Genomic DNA, 21,668 nt, shown 5'->3' on the forward strand with positions numbered 1-21,668 from the left:
GAGCAGGCCATCCGGGCACATGATCTGAATCGTTTCAAGAAATGAGGTTCGCAGGTGACCGTCACCCCGCACCAGCGACTTCCGGACGGCGGCCGGCCTCCGGGCGCGCGGCCGGCTCCACGGCGCCGGCGCGCGCCGACCACCGCGCCCTGGTGGTTCGCCCTCCCCGCGATGCTGCTGTTCGTCTTCGTCGTCCTGGTCCCGAGCGTGCGCGGTGTGTACTACGCCTTCACCGACTGGGACGGTCTCTCCCCGGACTTCTCCTTCGTCGGCCCGGACAACTTCACCGAGATGCTCCGGGACGAGGACGCGACCCGGGCCATCGGGCACACCCTGCTGATCGCCGTGTCCATCACGATCGCGCAGAACGCGGTGGGTCTGCTGCTGGCCCTCGGGGTCAACTCGGTCATCAAGTCCCGCAACGTGCTCCGGGTGTTCCTGTTCGCCCCGGCGGTCATCACCCCGGTCGTCACCGCCTTCCTCTGGCGCAACCTCCTCGGACCGGACGGCGCGGTCAACAGCCTGCTCGGCGCGGTCGGCCTCGGCGGATGGCGGCAGGACTGGCTGGGCAGCCCGACCCTGGCGCTGTGGTCGGTGGTCGGCGTGATCGTCTGGCAGTTCGCCGGCTACTCCATGGTCATCTTCCTCGCCGGACTCCAGTCGGTGCCCAAGGAGGTCCACGAGGCGGCGGCCATGGACGGGGCCGGCCCCGTGCGGCGCTTCTGGTCGGTCACCCGGCCACTGCTGGCCCCGGCCCTGACCATCAACCTGATGCTGTCGATCATCGGCGGGATCAAACTCTTCGACCAGGTGTGGGCCCTGACGGGCGGTGGGCCGGGACACGCCACCGACACCATCTCGACGCTGATCTACAAGGACGCCTTCACCCTGGGCGAGTTCGGCTACAGCATCGCGCTCGCGGTCGTCCTCACGATCATCGTGGCGGTCGTCTCGTCCGGGCAGTACCTCGCCCTGTCCCGCAACGAGAGGGCCGCCTCATGAACCGCTACGGCCGCCGCACCTTCGCGCTGGAACTGACGATGATCGCCGCCGCCCTGTTCGTCGCCTTCCCGGTGTACGTCCTGGTCAACCTGGCGGTGCGGCCCGCGTCCGACACCTCCTCCCCGATCAGCCCGACACGGTCGCCCACCCTGGACAACTTCGGCGAGGCATGGCAGCAGGGGGCGCTGGGCGGCGCGCTGGCCAACAGCCTGCTGGTGACGGCGTGCAGTGTCGTCGTCGTGCTCACGGTGTCCGCACTCGCGGCGTACCCGCTGGCCCGCGCCACGGCCCGCTGGTCCCGGGGTGCGTACCTGACCTTCCTCCTCGGCCTCGCCCTGCCCTTCCAGCTCGCCTCCCTGCCGCTGTACCAGACCATGCGGGACCTGGGCCTGCTCGGCACCCCCTGGGCGCTGGTCCTGTTCTACTCGGGCCTGCAGGTGCCGTTCACGGTCTTCCTCTACGTCGGCTTCCTCCGAGCCCTGCCGCGCGACTTCGAGAACGCGGCGCTCATCGACGGCTGCACCCCGCTGCAGGGCTTCCGTCACGTGATCCTGCCCATGCTCAAGCCGGTCACGGTGACCGCCCTCGTGCTCAACACCGTCGCCGTCTGGAACGACTTCTTCACCCCACTGCTGTACCTCAGCGGCAGCGCCCAGCAGACCCTGCCGGTCGCCGTCTCCGGTTTCGTCGGCCAGTACGTCACCGACTGGAACCTCATCTTCGCCGCACTGGTGATCAGCATCCTGCCCGTCCTGCTCGTCTACTTCCTGCTGCAGCGCAGCATCATCAACGGCTTCGCGGGCGGACTGCGGGGATGACCCCGGCACCCGGCCGACCCTCAACCACGGTGGCTCACTCCCCGAGGGGGACCTCATGAAGACACGCACACTCCCCGTCCTGATCGCTGCGATCACGTCCACGGCCCTCCTGGCCGCGTGCAGCGGCGGCACCAACGCCGGCTCCGGCGGCAACTCGTCCGGCGACTCGGGCGGCGGAACGCTGACCCTGTCCTCGGTCGACCAGGGCTCGATCCAGGACGTCGTCAAGGCGTTCGAGAAGGCCAACCCCGGCGTCAAGGTCCGCTACACCACCAGCGGCGCCGACCAGTACCAGCAGCAGATCCGCACCCAGCTGTCCTCGGGCACCGCCCCCGACGTGATGTCGGTCTGGCCCGGCAACGGCAACCCGGCCGCCACCCACACCCTCGCCAAGCCCGGCTACCTGCGCGACCTGTCGGACCGCCCGTGGGCGGCGAAGCTGCCGGACGCGATGAAGTCCGTCGCCCGGTACGAGGGCAAGACCTACACCGCGGTCTTCGGCCAGAACGGCATCGGAGCGGTCTACAACGAGCAGGCCCTGAAGAAGGCCGGGCTCATCGCGCCGGACACCTGGTCGGACCTGCTCGACTTCTGCAAGGCCGCGAAGGCCGAGGGAACCCCGGCCTTCGCCCTCGGCAACCAGGACAACTGGGTGACCCAGCTCGTGCTGTACGCGCTGGTCGCCACCACCGTGTACGGCGAGGACCCGGACTTCGACAAGAAGATGCAGGCCGGTGAGGCGACCTTCGCGAAGTCGCCCTGGACCACCGCTCTGGACAAGTACCTGACGATGGAGAAGACCGGCTGCTTCCAGAAGAACCCGCTGGGCACCAACTACGAGGCCAGCCAGCAGCTCGCCGCCTCCGGCAAGACCCTCGGCATCGTGCAGGGCAACTGGGTGATCGCCCTGCTCAAGGGGAAGAACCCGAAAGGCACGTTCACGCTCAAGGCCCTGCCGGCCACCGACGACGCGTCCAAGACCCTCATCCCCGCCGCCGCGGGAGCGGGCTACGCCGTCAACGCCAAGGCGAAGAACGAGAAACTGGCCCTGAAGTTCGTGGACTTCGTGATGTCGCCCAAAGGCATGAACCTCTTCGTCGCCAAGCAGGGCGGGCTGCCCTCCCTCACCGACACCGGCTTCGCCGCCGACCCGTCGCTCGCCGAACTCTCGAAGTTCATCGAGTCCGACCGCACGGTGCCCTTCATGGACCAGCTCTGGCCCAACCCCAAGGTCCAGCAGACCATGCTCAGCGGGCTGCAGGAGATCTTCAGCGGACAGTCCACGCCCGGCAAGGTCCTCGGCGAGATGGACGCCGACTACAAGTCCGGGAGCTGACCGCCGAGCCGTCGGCCACGACGAGTGGCCGACGGCTTCTTCCGACCGCGTGATGAAACGTTTTAATCCCCCCCCCGTACGCACGATCGACCGGAGGTTCGGTATGCCCGAGGTGCCCAGTGAGACGTTCAGCCGGCGCAGGGTCGTCGGCGCCATGGCCGTCTCCGCGGCGAGCCTGGCCGCGCCCGTCGTCCCCGGACCGGCCGCGACGGCGGCCCACGCCGAGGCCGAGGACGGCGGACACGGGGCCCGGGTCACCGGCCTGGCCGTGGACGGCCGCGAGGACGGCCCGCTCGGCGTCGACGACCCGGCGCCACGCCTGAGCTGGCGGGTGCGCGGGGCCGACGCGGGATGGACCCAGGCCGCCTACCGCATCCGCGCGGCACGCTCCGGGAAGGACCTCGACCGCGGCCGTCTGCTGTGGGACACCGGCCGGACCCTCTCCGCGGCCCAGACCGACATCCCCTGGCAGGGGCCCGCGCCGGCCTCGCGCGACCGCGTGGTCTGGCAGGTCCGGGTCTGGGGCGCGGACGGCCGCGCGACCCCGTGGAGCCGGCCGGGCAGCTGGGAGACGGGGCTGCTCCACCGCACCGACTGGGGCGAGGCCAAGTGGATCGAGCACCCGGGCCGCGCCGTCGACCAGCCCCTGCCGTTGTTCGCCCGCGCCTTCCGGGTGGACGGCAGGGTGGTCGAGGCCAGGTTGTACCTCTCCGGCGTCGGACTGCACGAGGCCCGGCTCAACGACGAGCCCGTCACCGACGAGGTGCTCGCCCCGGGCAACTCCAACTACCAGCTCTCCACCGAGTACCGCGTGTACGACGTCACGGGGCTCGTCCGCTCCGGCGCCAACACCCTGGGCGTCGAACTCGGCCACGGCACGGCCCTGGTGACCCGGTCCGTCACGAACCCCGCCGCCGGTCGCACCGCCCCGTACAGCTGGTGGCAGAGCCGGTTCAAGGGCAGCGGCACGCTCGTCGCCCCCGCCGCCCGGGGCGCCACCACCGTCAAGGTGAGCAGTGTGGCCGACCATCACGTAGGTGGCACCGTCAACATCGACGCCGGCGACGGCGGCGAGCGGCTGGAGTGCCGGACCGTCACCGCGATCGGCACCGCGGGCGCCGGCGGGACCGGTATCACCTTCGAGCCCGGCCTGACCTCCGCGCATGCCGAGGGCGCCGCCGTCACCGGATCCGGGAACCCCCTCGCGAGCACCGATCCGAGCGCGGGCGCCGCGGTCACTCCGCGCCTGATCGCCCGGCTGGAACTCACCAGGGCCGACGGCACGGTCGAGACCGTCGTCAGCGACCGCACCTGGAGGACGGCGCTCGGCCCCACCGTCACCGCGAACTGGTACTCCGGCTCCGACCACGACGCCCGCCGCGAACAGCCGGCCTGGACCGCCCCCGGCGCCGACCTCGGCGAGACGGCGCGGCGCCGGGACGGCACCGCCATGGGATGGACCGACGCCGGTGTCGCCCCGCCGCCCAATCTGACCACCGAGCTGGTGTGGCGCGTGGCCGAGCCGCTGAAGGTGGTCGACCGGATCCGCCCGGTCTCCCTGACGCAGCCGCGCCAGGGAGTGTGGGTCTTCGACTTCGGGCAGAACTTCGCCGGCTGGCCCCTGCTGCGGCTCGACGGCCCGCTCCCGGCCGGCGCGACGGTCACGCTGCGCCCCGCCGAGTCGCTGAACGCCGACGGCACCGTCGACCAGGCGTCGATCATGGGCGGGGGCCCCGCCCGCGGCACCCAGGTGTTCGCCACCTACACGACGTACGGCGCCGAGGGAGGCGAGCAGTGGCATCCGCGCTTCCACTACTTCGGGATGCAGTGGCTCCAGGTGACCGGCCTGCCCGAGGGTCTGGTGCCGACGCTCGACACGGTGACCGGCCTGCAGATCCACGCGGACGTGCCGGTCGCCGGTTCCCTGCGCACCTCCGACGACCGCATCAACCGGATCCACCGGATGGCCCGTTACTCGATCATGAGCAACGTCATGTCCACCTTCACCGACTGCCCCGGGCGCGAGAAGCTCGCCTACCCCGCCGACTACGTCCAGCCCTTCGGCTCCCTGCACCGCACCTTCGGCTACGCGGCCTACCTGCGCACCATGCAGCGCCACCTGGTCGAAGGCCAGTCCCGGGGCGGGGCGGACCTCGGCAACGTGGCGCTCAAGGCACCGGTGTACGACTGGGGGTACACCGGCCGGTTCGGCGACGAGATCAACTGGGGCAACGGCATCGTCCTGGTGCCCTGGCTGCTGTACGAGACGTACGGCGACACCCGGACGATGGCCCGCACCTATCCGCAGATGCGTGCCTTCCTGGACTACATCAGGACCAGGAAGGCCGGCACCGGCGCGGACGCCCATCTCGTGGACGCGGCCCTGGCCGACTGGATCGCCGCCGAGAACACCTCGGGCCGCATCACCGGAACCTGGGGGTACCACCAGATCGCGGACCGCATGGCCCGGATGGCGGCCCTGCTCGGCCGCGACGCCGACGCGGCCGAGTACCGCGGTCTCGCGGCCGACATCAAGGACGCCTTCAACAACGCCTTCTACAACGCGGCTCTCGGCCGGTACACCGCCGAGGGCGACCGCGGCCCCGCCGGAGCGACCCAGGCCGCGCAGGCGCTCGCGCTCGACGAGGGACTGGTCCCGGAGACCGAACGCGGCAAGGTCCTCGACGCGCTGGTGGAACTGGTCCGAGGCTACCGGCCGTTCGGGGGCGGCCCGCATCTCAGCGGCGGCACCATCGGCCTCGCCCCGATCGTCCGGGCCCTGCACGAGGGCGGCCACGACGACCTCCTGTGGGACGTGCTGCGGGAGGACACCCGCCCGGGCTACGGGTACTTCATGGCACCCACCACCGCCAATCCGCAAGGGCTGACGACCGTCCCCGAGGACTGGGACATGGGCAACTCCAAGAACCACATGATCCTGCTGCAGATCGAGGAGTGGTTCCACAGCGGTGTGGTGGGCATCCGCCAGGCCCGCGGCGGGGCCGGCTACCGCGAGCTGGTCGTCGACCCCCGTCCGGTCGGCGACCTCACCCGTGCCGAGGGCGGCTACCGCACCCCGTACGGAGTGGTGTCCGTGCGGTGGACCAGCCGCGACGGCCGGTTCCGGCTTCACGTGGAGCTGCCGCCGAACACCACGGCGGAGATCCGGATGCCCACCGGCGACCGCGCCACCCACGTGGTCGGCTCCGGCCGGCACACGTTCACCTCCCGCGACCAGTGACCCCTTCCCCACCGAGAGGATCCGACGGCATGAGCCACGAACGTGCCACCGCAGAAGGAACGAGCGCGGCGGCGCGGACAGCGCACCGCCCGCACGAAAGCCCCGTCCACGGGCTGACGGTCGAGCACCGCACCGATCCCCTCGGCGTGGACGCCGACCGCCCGCGCTTCGGATGGCGTACGCGGTCCGCGAGCCGGGGCTGGCGGCAGGGGTCGTACCAGATCCTCGTCGCCACCTCCCCGGAGCTGCTCACCCCCGCGAGCGCCGACGTCTGGGACAGCGGGCGGGTGCGCTCGGCGGACTCGGTGGCCGTCCGCTACGCGGGCGTCCCCCTGCGGGCCTCGACCCGCTACCACTGGACCGTCCGTGTCTGGAACACCGAGGGCCGGGCGGCCGGCACCGCCTCGCCCGCCGTCTTCGAGACCGGTCTGATGAGCACCGACGGCGTGGGCGGCTGGGACGGGGCGCGGTGGATCGGCATGAAGGGGAAGGTCCCCGGCTCGCCCGGCGCTCCCCTGCTGCGGACCCGGGAGACGCTCGGGTGCGGCGACGGCCGAACGGTCGGTGACGCGCGGTTGTACATCTCCGCCCTCGGCGTGTACGAGGCCCACGTCAACGGAGAGCGGGTGACCGTCCGGCAGGACGGTGAGCGCACCCTCGAACTCCTGCCGCCGGGCTGGACGAACTACGACGCCCGCGTCGACTACCTGACCTACGACGTCACCGTACTCCTGGCGGACGGGCCCGAGGTCACGCTCGCCGTCGTCCTGGGCAACGGCTGGTACAACGGCCGTGTCTCCGAAGGCAGCACGTACCACACGCAGTCCGGCAACGCCCTCGCGGTCAAGGCGAAGCTGTTGATCCGGTACACGGACGGGACGACCCGGTCGGTCGTCACGGGGACCTCGGGCGGCTGGAAGGCCACCGACACCGGCCCGTTCCGCGCCGACGACCTCTACGACGGCCAGACGTACGACGCCCGACGGGAACTGCCGGGCTGGACCGCGCCCGGATTCGACGACACCGCGTGGTCGGACGTGGAACACATCGCCTTCGAGGACAGGTATCCGGGCGTGCGTCTGCGGGCGTACCCGGGGGAGAGCGCGCGTTTCGTCGACCGCTGGGACCGGCGGCCGCAGTCCGTCACCGTCATCACGGGAGTGACCGGACAGGATGGAAGCCCGCACGGCCGGGGACGGGTCGTCGTGGACCCGGCCCGTACGGTCACCGACCCGGCGAAGGCGGCCACCGCCCAGGTCACCCTCGCCGCCGGCGAGACCGCCGTCTTCGACCTCGGCCAGAACATGGTCGGTGTGCCCCGCTACGGCGTGCGCGGCCCGGCCGGTGCCAGGGTCGAGTTCCGGTTCGCCGAGATCCTCAACGACGACAGCGCCGGCGCCGACGGTCCCGAGGGTTCGCTCTACCGGGCCAACCTCCGCAGCGCGAAGGCCACCAGCACCTACATCCTCAAGGGCGACCCGGAGGGGGAGACCCACCAGGACTCCCTGACCTTCTACGGCTTCCGCCATGTGTCCGTCACGGCGTCGGAGACCGTCACCGTCACCGGGCTGACGGGCAGGGTCGCCACCTCCGCCGTCCGCGAGACCGGGACCGTCACGACGAACGACCCGCACGTCGACAAGCTGGCGAGCAACATCCGCTGGGGGCAGCGCGGCAACTACCTCTGGGTGCCCACCGACTGCCCGCAGCGCGACGAACGGCTCGGCTGGACCGGCGACACCCAGGTCTTCGCCGTCACCGGCCTCTACAACGCGGACGCCTACACCTTCCTCAGCCACTTCCAGGACACCGTCGTCGACTCCCAGGCCATCTACGGAGCGGACGGGGCGCAGTACACCGGCGTGGCCCCCGGCGGCCGCTACAACTTCCCCGGCGGCGGCAGCGGTTGGGCCGACTGCGGGGTCGTCCTGCCGTGGACCCTGTGGCAGATGACCGGCGACACCACCGTCGTCGAGGACAACTGGCCCTCGATGGTCCGCTATCTGGACTGGATCCGGCGGCAGACCGGCGACACCTACGCCGGGCAGGGATCCCTCACCGGCGACTGGCTCGCCCCGCAGAAGACCAGCGCCCAGCTCATGAGCGACGCCTACTACGGCTACTCCGCACACCTGATGGCACGCATGGCCCGCGCGATCGGTCGCGCCGAGGAGGCGGCGACGTACGAACGGCTCTTCGGACGGATCAGACAGGCGTTCATCGCCAGGTACCTGAGCACCGAGGGCGGCCGGGTCACCGTCCGGTCCGGACTGGGGGACGCCTCCCCGATCGAACCGGGCTCCGACCCGAACGAGAAGACGGAGGACAACAGCCAGAGCGCCCTGCTGTGGGTCCTCAAACTCGGCTTCTACGAGAACGAGGCGCAGCGTCGCGCCCTGGTCGCGCTCCTGGCGGACGACATCCGCAACGACGCGGCCCACAAGGAGGCGCACCCGGACAGTGTCCGCGTCCGGTACCCCGAGAACACGCTGTCCGTCGGCTTCCTCGGCGTCAACATCCTCGCCCCCGTCCTCACCGACGAGGGGCGCGCGGACCTGGCGTACGAGCTGCTGCACCAGGACGCGCTGCCGTCCTGGCTGTTCTCGGTGAAGAACGGTGCCACCACCGTCTGGGAACGCTGGAACTCCTGGGCCGAGGACGCCGGGTTCGGCCCGGTCGGCATGAACTCCTTCAACCACTACGCCTACGGCGCGATCATGGAGTGGATGTACGCCTACATGGCAGGCATCGCCCGCGACCCGGACGCGCCCGGCTTCAAGCGCTTCCTGCTCCAGCCCCACCTCGATCCCACGGGCCGGATCACCCGGGTCCGCGCCACCCACGAGTCGCCGTACGGGGAGATCCTCAGCGCGTGGGAGGTTGGCAGCGGCGGCCGGCGCCTGGCGTACGACGTGGCCGTACCCGCCAACAGCGAGGCCACCCTGCGCGTCCCGGCCGTCTCGGCGGACTCGGTCCGTGAGGGCGGGACCCCCCTGGCGGATGTGGCCGGCGTGCGCTTCCTCGGACACACGGAGGGGGTGTCCTCGTACCTTCTGCCGTCCGGCCGGTACCGCCTGAGCGCCGACCTGCGCTGACGGGGGCCGGGCGCTCCGGATCTCGTGAACACGGCTCACCGCCGCCGACTCCCTTGGCCCCCACCGGATCGTGCGCGGCGAACTGGTCCCCGGGGAGAAGGTCAGGGACGGTGAACTCGCCGAGCGCCTCGGCCTCCGCCGCACCCCGGTGCGCGAGGCGCTCGCCCGGCGCGGTCCTGCGGTCGCTCGGCCGGCTCGCCCTCGAGACGGCCGTTCCGGTCATGACCGGGCACGACTTCCGGCGCATGCGCGAGGCGAACCGCGACTTCGAACGGGCCGTGGCCGCCAACGACACCGGTGCCGCGCTGGACGCGGACGACCGCTTCCATGCCGTCCCCATCGCAGCCGCGGACAACCCCGTCCTCAGCCGGATCGTCGAGCGGCTTCACCCGCAGATCCACCGCATTCTCCACCGCAAGTTCTCCACCCTGCTCGCCGGTCGCAACACCATCGAACACCACGACGAACTCATCGAGGTCTGTGCGGAGGGGGACGCCCGTTCCGCCGCCGAACTCTCCGGACGCCACTGCTCCGAACTGGGCGGACACGTCAACCAGCTCTTCGACACCGATCAGTTCGCCGAGGCGGCCACCGACCGGGGCACCGGCCGCCGTCTCGCCGACTGACCCTCGTCGAGCGCTCAGCCGTTCGCCGGCACGGGCTCCGCCTCGGTCTGCGACGGCACGACCGGCTCCGGCGCGTCGGGAGCGGTGTAGTAGACGGACGACCCCTGCCGGCTGCGCTGGGCGTTGCTCTTGGCGACGAGACCTTCGAGCGTGGTGCGGACGACATTGGTCTGGATACGGCGGTCGGGGTGCGCCTGGGTGAGCGCGGCGGCGACCTCGGCGGCGGAACGCGGTTCGCTCTGCTCGGTGAGGTGCAGGCGGATCAGCTCCACCAGGGTGGGCTGGTCCTTCTTCGGGGCGGAGGACTTCGGGGCCGATGACTTGGTGGCGGCGGTCCTGGGAGCCGCGGTCTTGCCGCCGGCGGTCTTGGTGGCCGTCTTGGTGGCGGCCGACTTCGGCGCCGCCGTCTTGGCTGCCGCCGTCTTGGCCACGGCGGGCTTGGCCGTGGCGGTCTTGGCGGCGGCGGGCTTCTTCGTCTGCTTGGCGTTCTGCGGGGGAGCGGTCTGCTGCGCCTTCTTCGCACGCGTCCGCTTGGCGGTCTGCGGCCCGGCGGCGGACTTCTGCCGGGGAACCGGAGCGGCGACGACCTCCTCGGTCACGGGAGCGGGCTCCGGTGCCACGAAGCCGAGTGCCTGCTGCACGTTCGCCAACACACTGTGGTCCTGCTGCAGGTTGCGGAGCTGCTCCTGCAGTGACTCGATCTCTCCGTGGAGACGCTCCTGTTCCTTGGCGTTCCGTTCGAGGTCGGCGGCGACCTGGGCGGTGTACTGCGCCTTGAGATCCGTCGTCTCCGAAGGCGTTTCGGTCATGGCAGTCCCTCCCGACAAATGGATGTGCTGTGTGCGGATGTTACTCACCCTTTCCTGTCCGCCACCCATGTGTCCGCACGGATTCCCACGAAGAGGGGGTGCCGGGCCTGCCATGTGTGCCGGCCGACGGCCGTCACGACATGCCCGCGGACAGGTTCCCCGGCACACGGGCCGAATCCCCGTTGCCGAGGAGCCTCGCCCACCGCGATGCTGAGCACATGAGGTACCGCGCATGCAGCTGAGGCTGCGTCAGTTCCGGCCCCGCAACGGGCCCCACGAGCACCGTGTCGTCCAGCCCCGACAGCCCCTGCGCCACACGTCACTGCGCGCTCCCGAGCCCATCGGCACGTTGCTCGGGGACCACGACGGGCTGAACCGTCTGGCGGGACTGTTCTCCTTCGCCGCCTACTCCCGGCACACGATCGTCCATGTCCCCCTGCGCGACAGCGTGCCGCCCGACGAGGGCGTGGGCGAGCCGGTCGACCTCGTCCTCGCCCACGACACGCTCGGACTGCGGCCCAGCCGGTGGCCGGAGCTGCGCCGCAAGCTGGTCGGCGGCACTCCCCTGACCGTCCGCACCGACGAGGCACGCACGCACCGGGACTCCACCGCGTGGCGCGAACGGTACGCACGGACCGACGTCCGCGACGAGGTGCGGCACGCCACCCACGCCCGGACGTTCTTCCTGTTCGGCGGCCGGGACGTGTTCGCCTCGGCCGCCATGTCCCTGGCCCATGCGGCGGGTTGGGGCCCGCGCCGGAAAGGCGTCGCCGAGGGGCACTCGGCCTTCATGACGGGGCTCACCGAGCTGGTCCAGCCATCCGGCGGCGGGCACCCCCTTGAGGTGCTGGTCTGCTTCAAACCGTATCCGCCCTATGCCCACTTCAGACGCCCGGGGAGATGAGGCGACCGCCGGTCGGTGTCGTCACGGCGGCGCCCCGTCCTCAGGACCCGCCGCGCTCCCGGGGGATCTTCTGCCCCGCCTCGATCGCCACGGGGAGCCGGTTCTCGGCCGGCGGCAGCGGGCAGGTGGCCAGGTCGGTGTAGGCGCACGGCAGGTTCGTCGCCCGGTTGAAGTCCAGGACCACCGTGCCGTCCTCGGCGGGTGCGCCGAGAGCGAGGGCCCGGTTGGCCGCGTAGGTGGTGATCCCGGACGTGGCGTCGGTGAACAGCACCAGCAGGTCGCCCGCACCGTGGCCGGGGAACGCGGTGAGCGACAGCCGGTGCCCGTCCAGCTCGAACGCGACCCGGCCCGGGGCGTCGTACACATGCTCAAGGCCCTCGACCGCCGCGCCCACGGTCGTCGGCCGGGGCGCGTCGAAGGCGGTGTAACGGCCGGTCACCGCCCACCGGGGATGCGGGGCGTAGGCGGGCGTGCCGGCGAACGCGGTGAGCAGCGGTGCGTCCGGGTGCCGGGGGCGGACGATGTCGTGTCCACCGCGCCGGGCCACCTCGATCACGGCGTCGCCCCGGACCGCCTCGACCCCGCCGCGCTCCGGGAGCACCCCGAAGCGGTGCTCGCCCTGGACCGGGGTGCCGTCCACGATCAGTTCCTCACCGTCGTCGAGGACCACGACGACCCCGTCGGAGCCGGTCGACCACGCGCCCGGTGCGTCCGGGAAGCGCTGCGGCTCGTCATCGAGCCAGTGCAGGCCGGTCACGGCGAGGAAACCGTGGGGGTCGGCGAGCCGGGCCTCCTGCCTCGTGTGCCACGCCTGCCAGTCGCGGGTGAACGCGGCCAGGTCCGCTGTGGTGTCCTGCACGGTCATGGGTGCCCTGCTTTCTCGGTCGTGGGTGCGGACGGTCGTGCGGAGGAGCGCAGGAGTTCGCGCACGAGGGCGGCCACCTGCTCCACCTCGATGAGGAAACCGTCGTGACCGTGGGGGGATTCGATCACGCGGGCGTACTCCGCCGACGTGATCCCGGCGGCCAGTTCCGCCTGCTGAGCCAGGGGATAGAGGCGGTCCGAGGCCACTCCGGCGACCAGCGTCCGCGCGGTCACACGGCGCAGGGCGGCACGTGTGCCACCGCGCCCGCGGCCGACGTCGTGCGTGTTCATGGCATCCGCCAGCACGACGTAGCTGCCCGCGTCGAAGCGGCGCACCAGTTTGTCCGCGTGATGATCGAGATACGACTCCACCTGGTACCGGCCGCCGTCGTGGGGGTCCTCCGCCTCCTGAGGTGCGCGGCCGAAGCGGACCCGCAGCTCCGGCTCGGATCGGTAGGTGATGTGCGCGATGCGGCGGGCCAGGCCGAGCCCCGTGTCCGGTCCCCGGCCCGTGCCGTGATAGTCGCCGCCCCGCCAGTGCGGATCGCCCCGGACGGCGTGCAGTTGCACGCCGGCCCAGGCGATCTGCTCCGCGCTCGCCGCCGCCGTGGTGGCCAGCAGCAGGAGCGCCTCCGTACGCTCCGGATACGCCACGGCCCACTCCACGGCGCGCATCCCGCCCATGGAGCCGCCCACCACCAGCGCCCAGCGGCCGATGCCGAGCGCGTCCGCGAGCCCCGCCTCCGCGGCGACCTGGTCGCGCTGGGTGAGTGAGGGGAAAGCGCCGCCCCAGGGCCGCCCGTCGGGACGTGCCGAGGACGGCCCGGTGCTGCCCTGGCAGCCGCCCAGCACATTGGGCGCGACGACGAACCAGCGGTCCGTGTCCAGGGCCAGACCGGGCCCGACGACTCCGTCCCACCAGCCGGGTGTGGGGTGACCGGGCCCGGCCGGCCCGGCGACATGGCTGTCGCCGGTGAGCGCGTGGAGCACGAGAACGGCGTTGGAGCGGTCCGGCGCGAGCCGTCCCCAGGTCTCGAACGCGAGCCGCACACCGGGCAGTTCGCCCCCGCTCTCCAACGGCAGCGCCCGCTCCCGCGCATGCCACTGGCGGCGCCCGGGAGGGTCCCCCTCCCGCCAGGCCCCGGAGGCCGGCGGGAGAGGGATCCCGGCGGTCGTCGCCATGGTGTTCAGGACGCGGCCTTCGCGGCGCGGAAGCCGGCCTCCAGGTCCGCCTTCAGATCGGCGAGGTTCTCGATGCCGACCGACAGACGGACCAGGCCCGGCGAGGTGCCGGTCGCCGCCAGCTGGGCCTCGTCCAGCTGACTGTGGGTCGTGGACGCCGGGTGGATGATGAGGCTGCGTACGTCACCGATGTTGGCGAGATGGCTGAACAGTTCGACGGCGTCGACGAACCGCTTGCCGGCCTCGACCCCGTCCCGCAGTTCGAAGGCCAGGATCGCTCCGGCGCCGCGCGGCAGATAGCGCCGGCCCGCCTCGTACCAGCGGTTGGACTCCAGGCCCGGGTAGTGGACGGCGGCGACCTCGTCGCGCTGCTCCAGCCATTCGGCGAGCGCCTGGGCGTTGGCCGAGTGCCGTTCGATACGCAGGCTGAGCGTCTCCACGCCCTGGAGAAGCAGGAACGCCGAGTGCGGGGAGAGCGCCGGGCCGATGTCCCGCAGCAGCTGCACGCGCAGCTTGACGGCGAAGGCGCCGGGGCCGAGCGCGGGCCAGTACCGCAGACCGTGGTAGCTGGGGTCCGGCTCGCTGAAGTCCGGGAACCGCTCGGCGTGCGCGCCGAAGTCGAAGGTGCCGCCGTCGACGACGACACCGGCGATGGTGGTGCCGTGGCCGCCGAGGAACTTGGTCGCGGAGTGGACGACGATGTCGGCGCCGTGTTCGAGGGGGCGCAACAGGTACGGCGTCGGCACGGTGTTGTCCACGATCAGCGGCACACCCGCCTCGTGCGCGACGTCGGCCACCGCCCGTACGTCGAGCACGTTGCCGCGCGGGTTGCCGAGGGTCTCGGCGAACAGGGCCTTCGTGTTCGGCCGGACCGCGGCCCGCCACGCCTCCACGTCGTCCGGGTCGTCGACGAAGGACACCTCGATGCCGAACTTGGGCAGGGTGTGGCGGAACAGGTTGTACGTGCCGCCGTACAGGGAGGTGCTGGAGACGATGTGGTCGCCCGCGCTCGCCAGGGTCAGGACGGCGAGGGTCTCCGCGGCCTGCCCGGAGGCCAGGGCCACCGCGGCGACGCCGCCTTCGAGGGCGGCGATCCGCTGTTCGAAGACGTCCTGGGTCGGGTTGTGGATGCGGGTGTAGATGTTGCCCGGCTCGGCGAGGGCGAACAGGTCGGCGGCGTGCCGGGTGTCCCGGAAGACGAACGAGGTCGTCTGGTAGATCGGTGTCGCCCGGGCGCCGGTCGTCGGGTCCGGCGTGGCACCGGCGTGGATCTGCTTGGTCTCGAACGACCAGGCCGACGTGTCGGGGCCGGCTGTCCCGTCCTCGGGGGTGTGGCCGGCGGTAACGGAGTCGACGGGCTGGCTCATGGTTCTCCTTGGGTGGACGTACGGGTGTGCGGGGTGCGTGAGGGACGGAGAGGGGTGGCGGATGCCACCACGAGGCGACGTCGCGGGGACCATGGGCCAGGGCGTGCCGGGACATGAGTGGCCGTCGTCGACGGACAGGGGTGGCCGAAGGCCCCGCGCGGGAGCGGGGTGGACCGAGTGGAGAGGGCGCGCCCTGTGACAAGGCGTCGGAACCGCCCTCGCCGGGAGTTTCGCCGGGCGGGGCGTCGAGGAACGCTAGGTCAGCAACAACACGAGGCCGGGCGTCGGCACAGGTCGATGACCAGGCGTCGCACCAAGGGCTCGGGGTTCATGGGCCTTTTCTACCGCAGCCCGCGGTTCCGCACCAAGGGGCGTCCACTCTCTGGAACGGAGTCCTTCCGCACGCCGACCGGAACACCCTCCTCTGCAACGGAGTTGCGCGTGAACCGCCGAACCGCCGAACCGCCGAATCCCCGAATCCCGGATCGCCGCCGCCCGATCGTCAGGCCGACGGGCCGTCGTGGCCTTCCGGTTTCCGTCCCCAGACGGTGAGCATGCCGGCCGACAGCGCGGCGCACTCGTCCGAGCCCAGGTACCGCACGGCCGCGTCGACGGCCGTGTCGTCGACCAGCCCGGTGGCGAGCATGGCTCCTCTGCTCCGCTCCCATGTGTCCGCCCAGAAGCGGCTGATGGCACTGCCCGGCAGCAGGGGCGGAACATGGATCTCGGCGGCGACGGACGTGAGGCCCACCGCACGGAGCAGGTGCGGGTAGGACGGCACCCAGGAGACATCGGTCCCGATGGTCGCCCGCAGCCCCTCCCACATCGCGCGCATGACCGTGGTGTACGGCGTCGGCGGAGTCCGGTCGTTCGTCGGATCGACCGCGTCGCTGAGCACCAGCACACCGCCGGGCGCGACGAGTTCGGCCAGCGCCGCGATCACACGGTCGCGCTCGGGCAGGTGCATCAGCACGAACCGCGCGTGGACGAGCCGGAATCGGCCGGGGGCGAAGTCCGGGGCGGTGACGTCGGCCTCCCGTACCTCCAGCCCGGGTACGGGCCGCGCGCCGAGGAAGCGTACGTCCCGGTCCACGGCGAGCACGCTCGTCACGCCGGCCTCGTCCAGCAGCCGCCGGGAGACGGTGCCCGTGCCGGCGCCCACGTCGAGGCAGTGCCACCCGGGACCGGCCCCGAGGGCCCGCAGCCGTGCCATGGTGACGTCGTCGTAGGCGAGCGCGCCGAAGTCGATGCGCTCGCCCTCACCCGCCTGTTCGGGACGGAACACGGCCTCGCCGTAGCGGCCCCCGTCGTGCCCCGCTGACCGGTCGGCAGGGGGCGGGAACATCGGGTCGTGGAACGCTGTCATCGCCGGACCTCTTCACACGGTGGGGCAGTGCCGGGCGGCCCTTCCAGGACCGCGACACGACCGATCCTCCTCCTGCCGCGTCCGGCCCGCGCGGCGGGACGAACGCCGGCGGGGCGGCGTCCACCGACCGTGTGTCGGTGTACGCCGCCCTCGGGTGGGACGGATCGCGGGAGGCAGGTGTTCGCGGGCCTTCCGGCTACTTCGGGTCGCGGTCGAAGACCGACTTCGACCAGAAGTAGCCGAGTGCGGAGAGGCCCAGGCACCAGGCGACCGCCAGCCACCCGTTGTGGCCGATCTCGCTGCCGAGCAGCAGCCCGCGTACGGTCTCGATGGCCGGGGTGAAGGGCTGGTACTCGGCGATCGGCTGGAACCAGCCCGGCATCGCGTCGATCGGCACGAAGGTGCTGGAGATCAGCGGCAGGAAGATCAGCGGCAGCGCGTTGTTGCTGGCCGCCTCGACGTTCGGGCTGGACAGACCCATCCCGACCGCGATCCAGGTGAGGGCCACGCCGAACAGCGCGAGGAGTCCGAACGCCGCCAGCCACTCCAGGGGCGTCGCGTCGGTGGACCGGAAGCCGATGGCCACGCCCACCCCACCCACGAGAGCCACGCTCGCCAGGGACTGCAGCACGCTGCCGAGAACGTGTCCGACGAGGAAGGAGCCGCGGTGGATCGCCATGGTGCGGAAGCGGGCGATGATGCCCTCCGTCATGTCCATGGACACGGAGACCGCGGTGCCGATCGTGCTGCTCCCGAGGGTCATCAACAGCACGCCCGGGACGAGGTAGGCGATGTAGTCGGAGCGGTCGGCGCCGCCGATGCCGGCGCTCATCACGTCTCCGAAGATGTAGACGAAGAGCAGGAGCAGCATGATCGGGGTGAGCAGCACGTTGAGGGTGAGGGAGGGGTAGCGGCGCACGTGCAGGAGGTTGCGGCGCAGCATCGTGGACGAGTCGCGCACGGCCAGGGACAGGGCACTCATCGGACGGTCTCCTCGGACTGGCTGGGCTGGTGGGGGAGCGTGCCTGCGGTGTTGGTGAGGGCGAAGAAGACGTCGTCGAGGTCGGGGGTGTGGACGGTGAGTTCGTCGGCGTCGATGTCCGCCGCCTGCAGGTGGTCGAGCAGCGTGCGCAGGTCGCGCTGGGTGCCGTCGCTGGGGTGCTGGAGGGTGAGGTTGTCGTCGTCGCGGGTGGCGTCGGGCAGGGCGGTGGCGGCGCGGCGGTAGGCGGTGGGGTCGGTGAAGCGGAGGCGGACGTGTCCGCCGGGGACCAGGCGTTTCAGTTCCTCGGGGGTGCCTTCGGCGGCGATCTTCCCGTCGTGGAGGACGGCGATGCGGTCGGCGAGCTGGTCGGCTTCTTCGAGGTACTGGGTGGTGAGCAGGACGGTGACGCCGGTGGTGACGAGTTCGCGGATGATCTGCCACATGGTGTGGCGGGAGCGGGGGTCGAGGCCGGTGGTGGGTTCGTCGAGGAAGATGATGCGGGGGTCGCCGACGAGGGTCATGGCGATGTCGAGGCGGCGTTTCATGCCGCCGGAGTAGGTGGAGGCGGGCTTCCTGGCGGCCTCGGTGAGGTCGAAGCGTTCCAGGAGCTCGGCGGCGACCCGGCGTCCCTCGCTCCTGGGCAGGTGGTGCAGGTCGGCCATGAGGAGCATGTTCTCCTCGCCGGTGATCAGGCCGTCGACGGCGGAGAACTGCCCGGTGACACCGATCGCGGCACGGGCCGCCTGCGGGTCCACCGCGAGGTCGTGACCACCGACCCGGGCCTGGCCGGCGTCGGCGCCGATGAGGGTGGAGAGGATCTTCACGACGGTGGTCTTGCCGGCACCGTTCGGCCCGAGCAGCGCGAACACGGAGCCGGCCGGGACGCGCAGATCGACGCCGTCCAGGACGGTCTTGTCGCCGAAGGACTTGCGCAGACCGATGGCCGAGATGGCGTCGGGCGACGGGACGCCGGAACCTCTGTTGGATGTGGACATGACAGATGCAGGCATGGTGCCCTCCTGGGCGAAGGCTGAGGTGAGCGGGGGAGTGGGCGAGGTGCGGCCGGAGCCGGTCGGTCAGGCCCTGGAGCGGCGGATGTCGATGTTGCCGTGCTTGGTGCGGGCGCGGACCTCGACGGTGTCCCCGGTCTCGTCCGGGGTCTCGGAGGGGGTCAGGGTGTTGCGCACCTGGCCGGAGTTCGAGCTGACGTCGAGCCAGGCGGCCGTCCCCTCGCGGACCCCGACCTCGATGGCGCCGTAGGAGGTCTCCAACTGGACCGTGCCGCGGGCCACTTCGCCCACGCGCAGGGTGCCGTGGGCGGTGACGGCGGTCACGGAGTCCTCGGCGCGCGCGATGTCGATGTCGCCGTTGGCGCCGCGCACCCGCAGTTCGCCGGTCGCGGCTCCGATGGTCGTGGTGCCGTGCGAGTTCTTCAGGACGGCGGGGCCGTCGACGAGGCCGACGCGCATGCTGCCGGAGCTGGTGGTGATCTCGGCCCTGCCCTCGACCCGGTCCACGGTGATCGAGCCGTGCGACGCGGTCAGATGCAGCGGGCCGGTCGTGTCGAAGCGGGCGTCGCCGGACGACGTCTTCACACGGACCTCTCCGAGCCGCCCCTCGCCGAGCACCTGGACCCACGCGCCGGTCACGTCGAGGCGCGAGCCCGTGGGCAGTTCGACCGTCACGTCGACCGTCCCGGTACGGCCGATGTTGAGGCCGAGCAGGCTGGGCTTGGGCGTCCTGACGGTCAGGACGCCACTCGCGTACGTGGCCTCGGTCTGGTCGGCGGTGCGCACGTCCAGGTCCTTCTTCGGGTCGCGGGGCCGTACCTCGACGACCGTGTCGAGGCGGTCGCCCGCGGTGAACTGGATGGATCCGGCCTCCACGTGAGCTGTGGCCGAGATCGGTTCGGGGGTGTTGAAAGAAGGCATGACTGTCCCGTCCTCGTGGGTTCTTGATCCGTCCCTGCTGGTGGGACGTGGTGTGGGTGGGTGTGAAGTGGAAGGGTGCGGGCGCGGGGTGCGGTCAGCGCACCCAGCCCGTGAAGCTCTGGCCGACGGTCTGGGCCCTCTCCGCCGTGCGCGGCCGGGTGCCGCCGTCGACGGCGGCGGAGACGGTACGCACCAGCCACGCGTTGACCGACAGGCCCTCGCGGTTCGCGGCCTCCTCGGCGCGGGCCTTGAGCTGGGTCGGCAGCCGGAGGTTGACGCGAGCGGTGCCGCCCTCGTCGCCGTCGGAAGTGTAGAGGGCGGGCGATTCGACGGGGGCGACCGGTTCCGCGTTCGCGGTGCCGTACACGGGAGGCGGTGTCACGACGAAGTCGGGGTCGAGCCCGCGCAACCGCACGTCGACCGAGCCGGGGGCGAGTTCACGGGTGATCTCGTCCATCGCGGCGGAGAGCACGTTCAGCAGGGTCAGACGGGTCGCCGACTCCAGGGGAGCGGTGAGCCGCTCGGCCAGCTCGCGGGCTTCTTCGCCGCCGGCTTGGGCGGCCACCGCGAGTTCGCGGCGGAGGGTGTCGACATACGGCGTGAGGTCCATGACGCCATCATGGCGCCAAAGTGGCTCCAAATGCAAGCCGCTCCGGGACTTCTTAGCGACCGACGGCAAGCTCACCCCTCTGGCCTGCGGAAACGTGCTGGCGCCACGGTGGCGTTCCGGTGGTCAACGCGCCGGAAGGGGCCGGTGTGCGGCTTCCTGTGTCCTCGCTGGCGCCATGTGGCTCGGCGTGGCGTCACATGGCGCCATGTGGTGCCGTGCCCGGTGCCATGCAGGTCACTTCGCGCTGTCCCTTCGATGCATGGAGGTCATCGCGCACCGTCCGCCTCCGCGGCCGGAACCGGGCGCCGCAGCAGGTAGGCGCCCGCGGCCGACACCAGAAGGGCCATGCACGCGATGAACACCAGCCCGGCGCCCTCCAGGCCGAGCGGTTCCGCCAGGAGACCCACGCCGATGACCGGCACCGAGATACCCGTGTAGGCCACCACGAACAGCGCCGAGATCACGGCCGCCCGCCGGTCCGCCTCGGACGCCGCCGCCACGGCGGAGAGCGCTCCGCGGAAGGCGAGCCCCTGCCCCACCCCGCCGACGACGGCACTCGGCACCACCAGGGCGAGCAGGTCCCACCGCAGGGCGCCGGCCAGCAGGGCCAGCCCGGCGAGGAGCCCCGCGCACCCCAAGGGCAGCGACCGGCGCACGCCGACCCGGCCGACGGCCAGCTGCCCCGCCGTCGAGGCGAAGAACGCCAGCGCGACGACCAGGCCGCTCACGGCGTGGTCGTGGACGTCCAGGGACTGGGCGAGGAAGGCCGGGCTGACCGAGGTGAAGACCCCGAACAGCGCGAACCCGGCGAAGGAGGCCGCGGCAGCGGGCCCGAACACGGCCCGCACCCGAGGGGGCAGGCTGGGCCGCTGCGGCCGTACGGTCCCCAGCGGCCGGCGCTCCCGAACGGTCTCCGAGAGCTTCAGCAGGACGAGGGCCGAGCAGGCGACCAGGGCGAGATGGACGGCGAAGGGCAGGTGCAGCGGCCGGGCGGCGTACTGGGCGAGCACCCCGGCGAGCAGCGGGCCGCAGCCCAGCCCGCCCATGTTCGCGGCGGTGGCCACGAACGTGGCCCGCGAGGCACCGCCGGGCGGCGCCAGCTCCATCACGTACGCCGTGGCGGCTCCGGTGAACAGGCCGGCGGACAGCCCCGACAGCAGCCGCCCCGCGTACAGCCAGCCCAGCGCGGTCGCGCACAGGAAGCAGACGGCGCTGGCGGCGGCGAAGCCCAGGCCCCACCACAGCACGGGACGCCTGCCCACCGAGTCCGAGGCGTTCCCCGCCAGCAGGAGCACCCCGATGACCCCGAACGCGTAGACGGCGTAGACCACGGTGACCGTCAGCTCGGAGAAGCCGAACTTCTCCTGGTAGAGGCCGTAGAGAGGGGTCGGCAGGGTCGTGCCGGCCATGCACACGGCGAACACCGCGCCGCCGAGCAGGCACCGGCGCCAGCGTCCAAGATCACCGTCCATACCGCCGAAGGTAACCTCGCCCCCGCCCGCCCGCGCCCCGAGGGCCGGGCGGCCCGGCCCTCA

The 21,668-nt window shown here is 71.8% G+C and carries 17 protein-coding genes and 1 pseudogene; 8 read left to right on the plus strand and 10 right to left on the minus strand.

Going from position 1 to position 21,668, the window contains the following annotated elements:
• The first annotated feature begins 54 nt into the window (after positions 1-54).
• From SCAB_RS41455 to SCAB_RS41480, 7 genes and pseudogenes are all read left to right on the plus strand, one after another.
• Positions 55-1,002: a carbohydrate ABC transporter permease gene (locus SCAB_RS41455; protein WP_013006046.1), complete on the plus strand. Its 948-nt coding sequence runs from the start codon at positions 55-57 to the stop codon at positions 1,000-1,002.
• On the plus strand, positions 999-1,820 hold the full coding sequence (locus SCAB_RS41460; RefSeq protein ID WP_013006047.1) for a carbohydrate ABC transporter permease: 822 nt from the start codon (positions 999-1,001) through the stop codon (positions 1,818-1,820). Before SCAB_RS41455 ends, SCAB_RS41460 begins: the two co-directional genes overlap by 4 nt.
• Positions 1,821-1,875: 55 nt before the next feature.
• The gene (locus tag SCAB_RS41465; RefSeq protein ID WP_013006048.1) at positions 1,876-3,156 is read left to right on the plus strand and encodes an ABC transporter substrate-binding protein; all 1,281 of its coding nucleotides are present in this window, start codon (positions 1,876-1,878) and stop codon (positions 3,154-3,156) included.
• A gap of 103 nt (positions 3,157-3,259) precedes the next feature.
• Complete coding sequence (locus SCAB_RS41470) at positions 3,260-6,397, plus strand: alpha-L-rhamnosidase (RefSeq protein WP_013006049.1); 3,138 nt, start codon at positions 3,260-3,262, stop codon at positions 6,395-6,397.
• A gap of 29 nt (positions 6,398-6,426) precedes the next feature.
• Entirely contained in the window at positions 6,427-9,492 is a 3,066-nt protein-coding gene (locus SCAB_RS41475; protein ID WP_013006050.1) for an alpha-L-rhamnosidase, read from the plus strand.
• 70 nt (positions 9,493-9,562) lie between these two features.
• Positions 9,563-9,610: pseudogene (locus SCAB_RS48880) on the plus strand (hypothetical protein); the annotation flags it as partial.
• Between the two features lie 103 nt (positions 9,611-9,713).
• The gene (locus tag SCAB_RS41480) at positions 9,714-10,118 is read left to right on the plus strand and encodes a GntR family transcriptional regulator (RefSeq protein ID WP_231885313.1); all 405 of its coding nucleotides are present in this window, start codon (positions 9,714-9,716) and stop codon (positions 10,116-10,118) included.
• A 14-nt stretch (positions 10,119-10,132) separates the two neighbouring features.
• Here SCAB_RS41480 and SCAB_RS41485 read toward each other — a convergent pair whose 3' ends face one another.
• Positions 10,133-10,927: a hypothetical protein gene (locus SCAB_RS41485; protein WP_013006052.1), complete on the minus strand. Its 795-nt coding sequence runs from the start codon at positions 10,925-10,927 to the stop codon at positions 10,133-10,135.
• Between the two features lie 232 nt (positions 10,928-11,159).
• On the opposite strand from SCAB_RS41485, the gene SCAB_RS41490 reads away from it, so the two are divergent.
• Entirely contained in the window at positions 11,160-11,831 is a 672-nt protein-coding gene (locus tag SCAB_RS41490) for a hypothetical protein (protein ID WP_013006053.1), read from the plus strand.
• Between the two features lie 40 nt (positions 11,832-11,871).
• On the opposite strand, the gene SCAB_RS41495 is transcribed toward SCAB_RS41490, so the two are convergent.
• From SCAB_RS41495 to SCAB_RS41535, 9 genes are all read right to left on the minus strand, one after another.
• On the minus strand, positions 11,872-12,696 hold the full coding sequence (locus SCAB_RS41495; RefSeq protein WP_013006054.1) for a DUF1684 domain-containing protein: 825 nt from the start codon (positions 12,694-12,696) through the stop codon (positions 11,872-11,874).
• Positions 12,693-13,877, minus strand: a complete 1,185-nt coding sequence (gene metX / locus SCAB_RS41500) for a homoserine O-acetyltransferase MetX (RefSeq protein WP_078580272.1) — start codon at positions 13,875-13,877, stop codon at positions 12,693-12,695. The genes SCAB_RS41495 and metX overlap by 4 nt, the downstream gene beginning before the upstream one ends.
• A gap of 5 nt (positions 13,878-13,882) precedes the next feature.
• On the minus strand, positions 13,883-15,244 hold the full coding sequence (locus tag SCAB_RS41505; RefSeq protein ID WP_078580273.1) for a bifunctional o-acetylhomoserine/o-acetylserine sulfhydrylase: 1,362 nt from the start codon (positions 15,242-15,244) through the stop codon (positions 13,883-13,885).
• Positions 15,245-15,746: 502 nt separating this feature from the next.
• The gene (locus SCAB_RS41510; RefSeq protein WP_013006057.1) at positions 15,747-16,610 is read right to left on the minus strand and encodes a class I SAM-dependent methyltransferase; all 864 of its coding nucleotides are present in this window, start codon (positions 16,608-16,610) and stop codon (positions 15,747-15,749) included.
• Positions 16,611-16,806: 196 nt separating this feature from the next.
• A complete protein-coding gene (locus tag SCAB_RS41515) occupies positions 16,807-17,592 on the minus strand; it encodes an ABC transporter permease (protein WP_013006058.1) in 786 nt (261 codons plus the stop codon).
• Positions 17,589-18,587, minus strand: a complete 999-nt coding sequence (locus SCAB_RS41520; RefSeq protein WP_013006059.1) for a daunorubicin resistance protein DrrA family ABC transporter ATP-binding protein — start codon at positions 18,585-18,587, stop codon at positions 17,589-17,591. Before SCAB_RS41520 ends, SCAB_RS41515 begins: the two co-directional genes overlap by 4 nt.
• Before the next feature lie 81 nt (positions 18,588-18,668).
• On the minus strand, positions 18,669-19,523 hold the full coding sequence (locus tag SCAB_RS41525; protein ID WP_013006060.1) for a DUF4097 family beta strand repeat-containing protein: 855 nt from the start codon (positions 19,521-19,523) through the stop codon (positions 18,669-18,671).
• 94 nt (positions 19,524-19,617) lie between these two features.
• Entirely contained in the window at positions 19,618-20,133 is a 516-nt protein-coding gene (locus SCAB_RS41530) for a toxin-antitoxin system HicB family antitoxin (protein ID WP_013006061.1), read from the minus strand.
• Between the two features lie 266 nt (positions 20,134-20,399).
• The gene (locus tag SCAB_RS41535; RefSeq protein ID WP_013006062.1) at positions 20,400-21,605 is read right to left on the minus strand and encodes an MFS transporter; all 1,206 of its coding nucleotides are present in this window, start codon (positions 21,603-21,605) and stop codon (positions 20,400-20,402) included.
• Positions 21,606-21,668: the final 63 nt, after the last annotated feature.

The sequence above is a fragment of the Streptomyces scabiei 87.22 genome (genome assembly GCF_000091305.1).
In the GTDB taxonomy this organism is placed as follows: domain Bacteria; phylum Actinomycetota; class Actinomycetes; order Streptomycetales; family Streptomycetaceae; genus Streptomyces; species Streptomyces scabiei.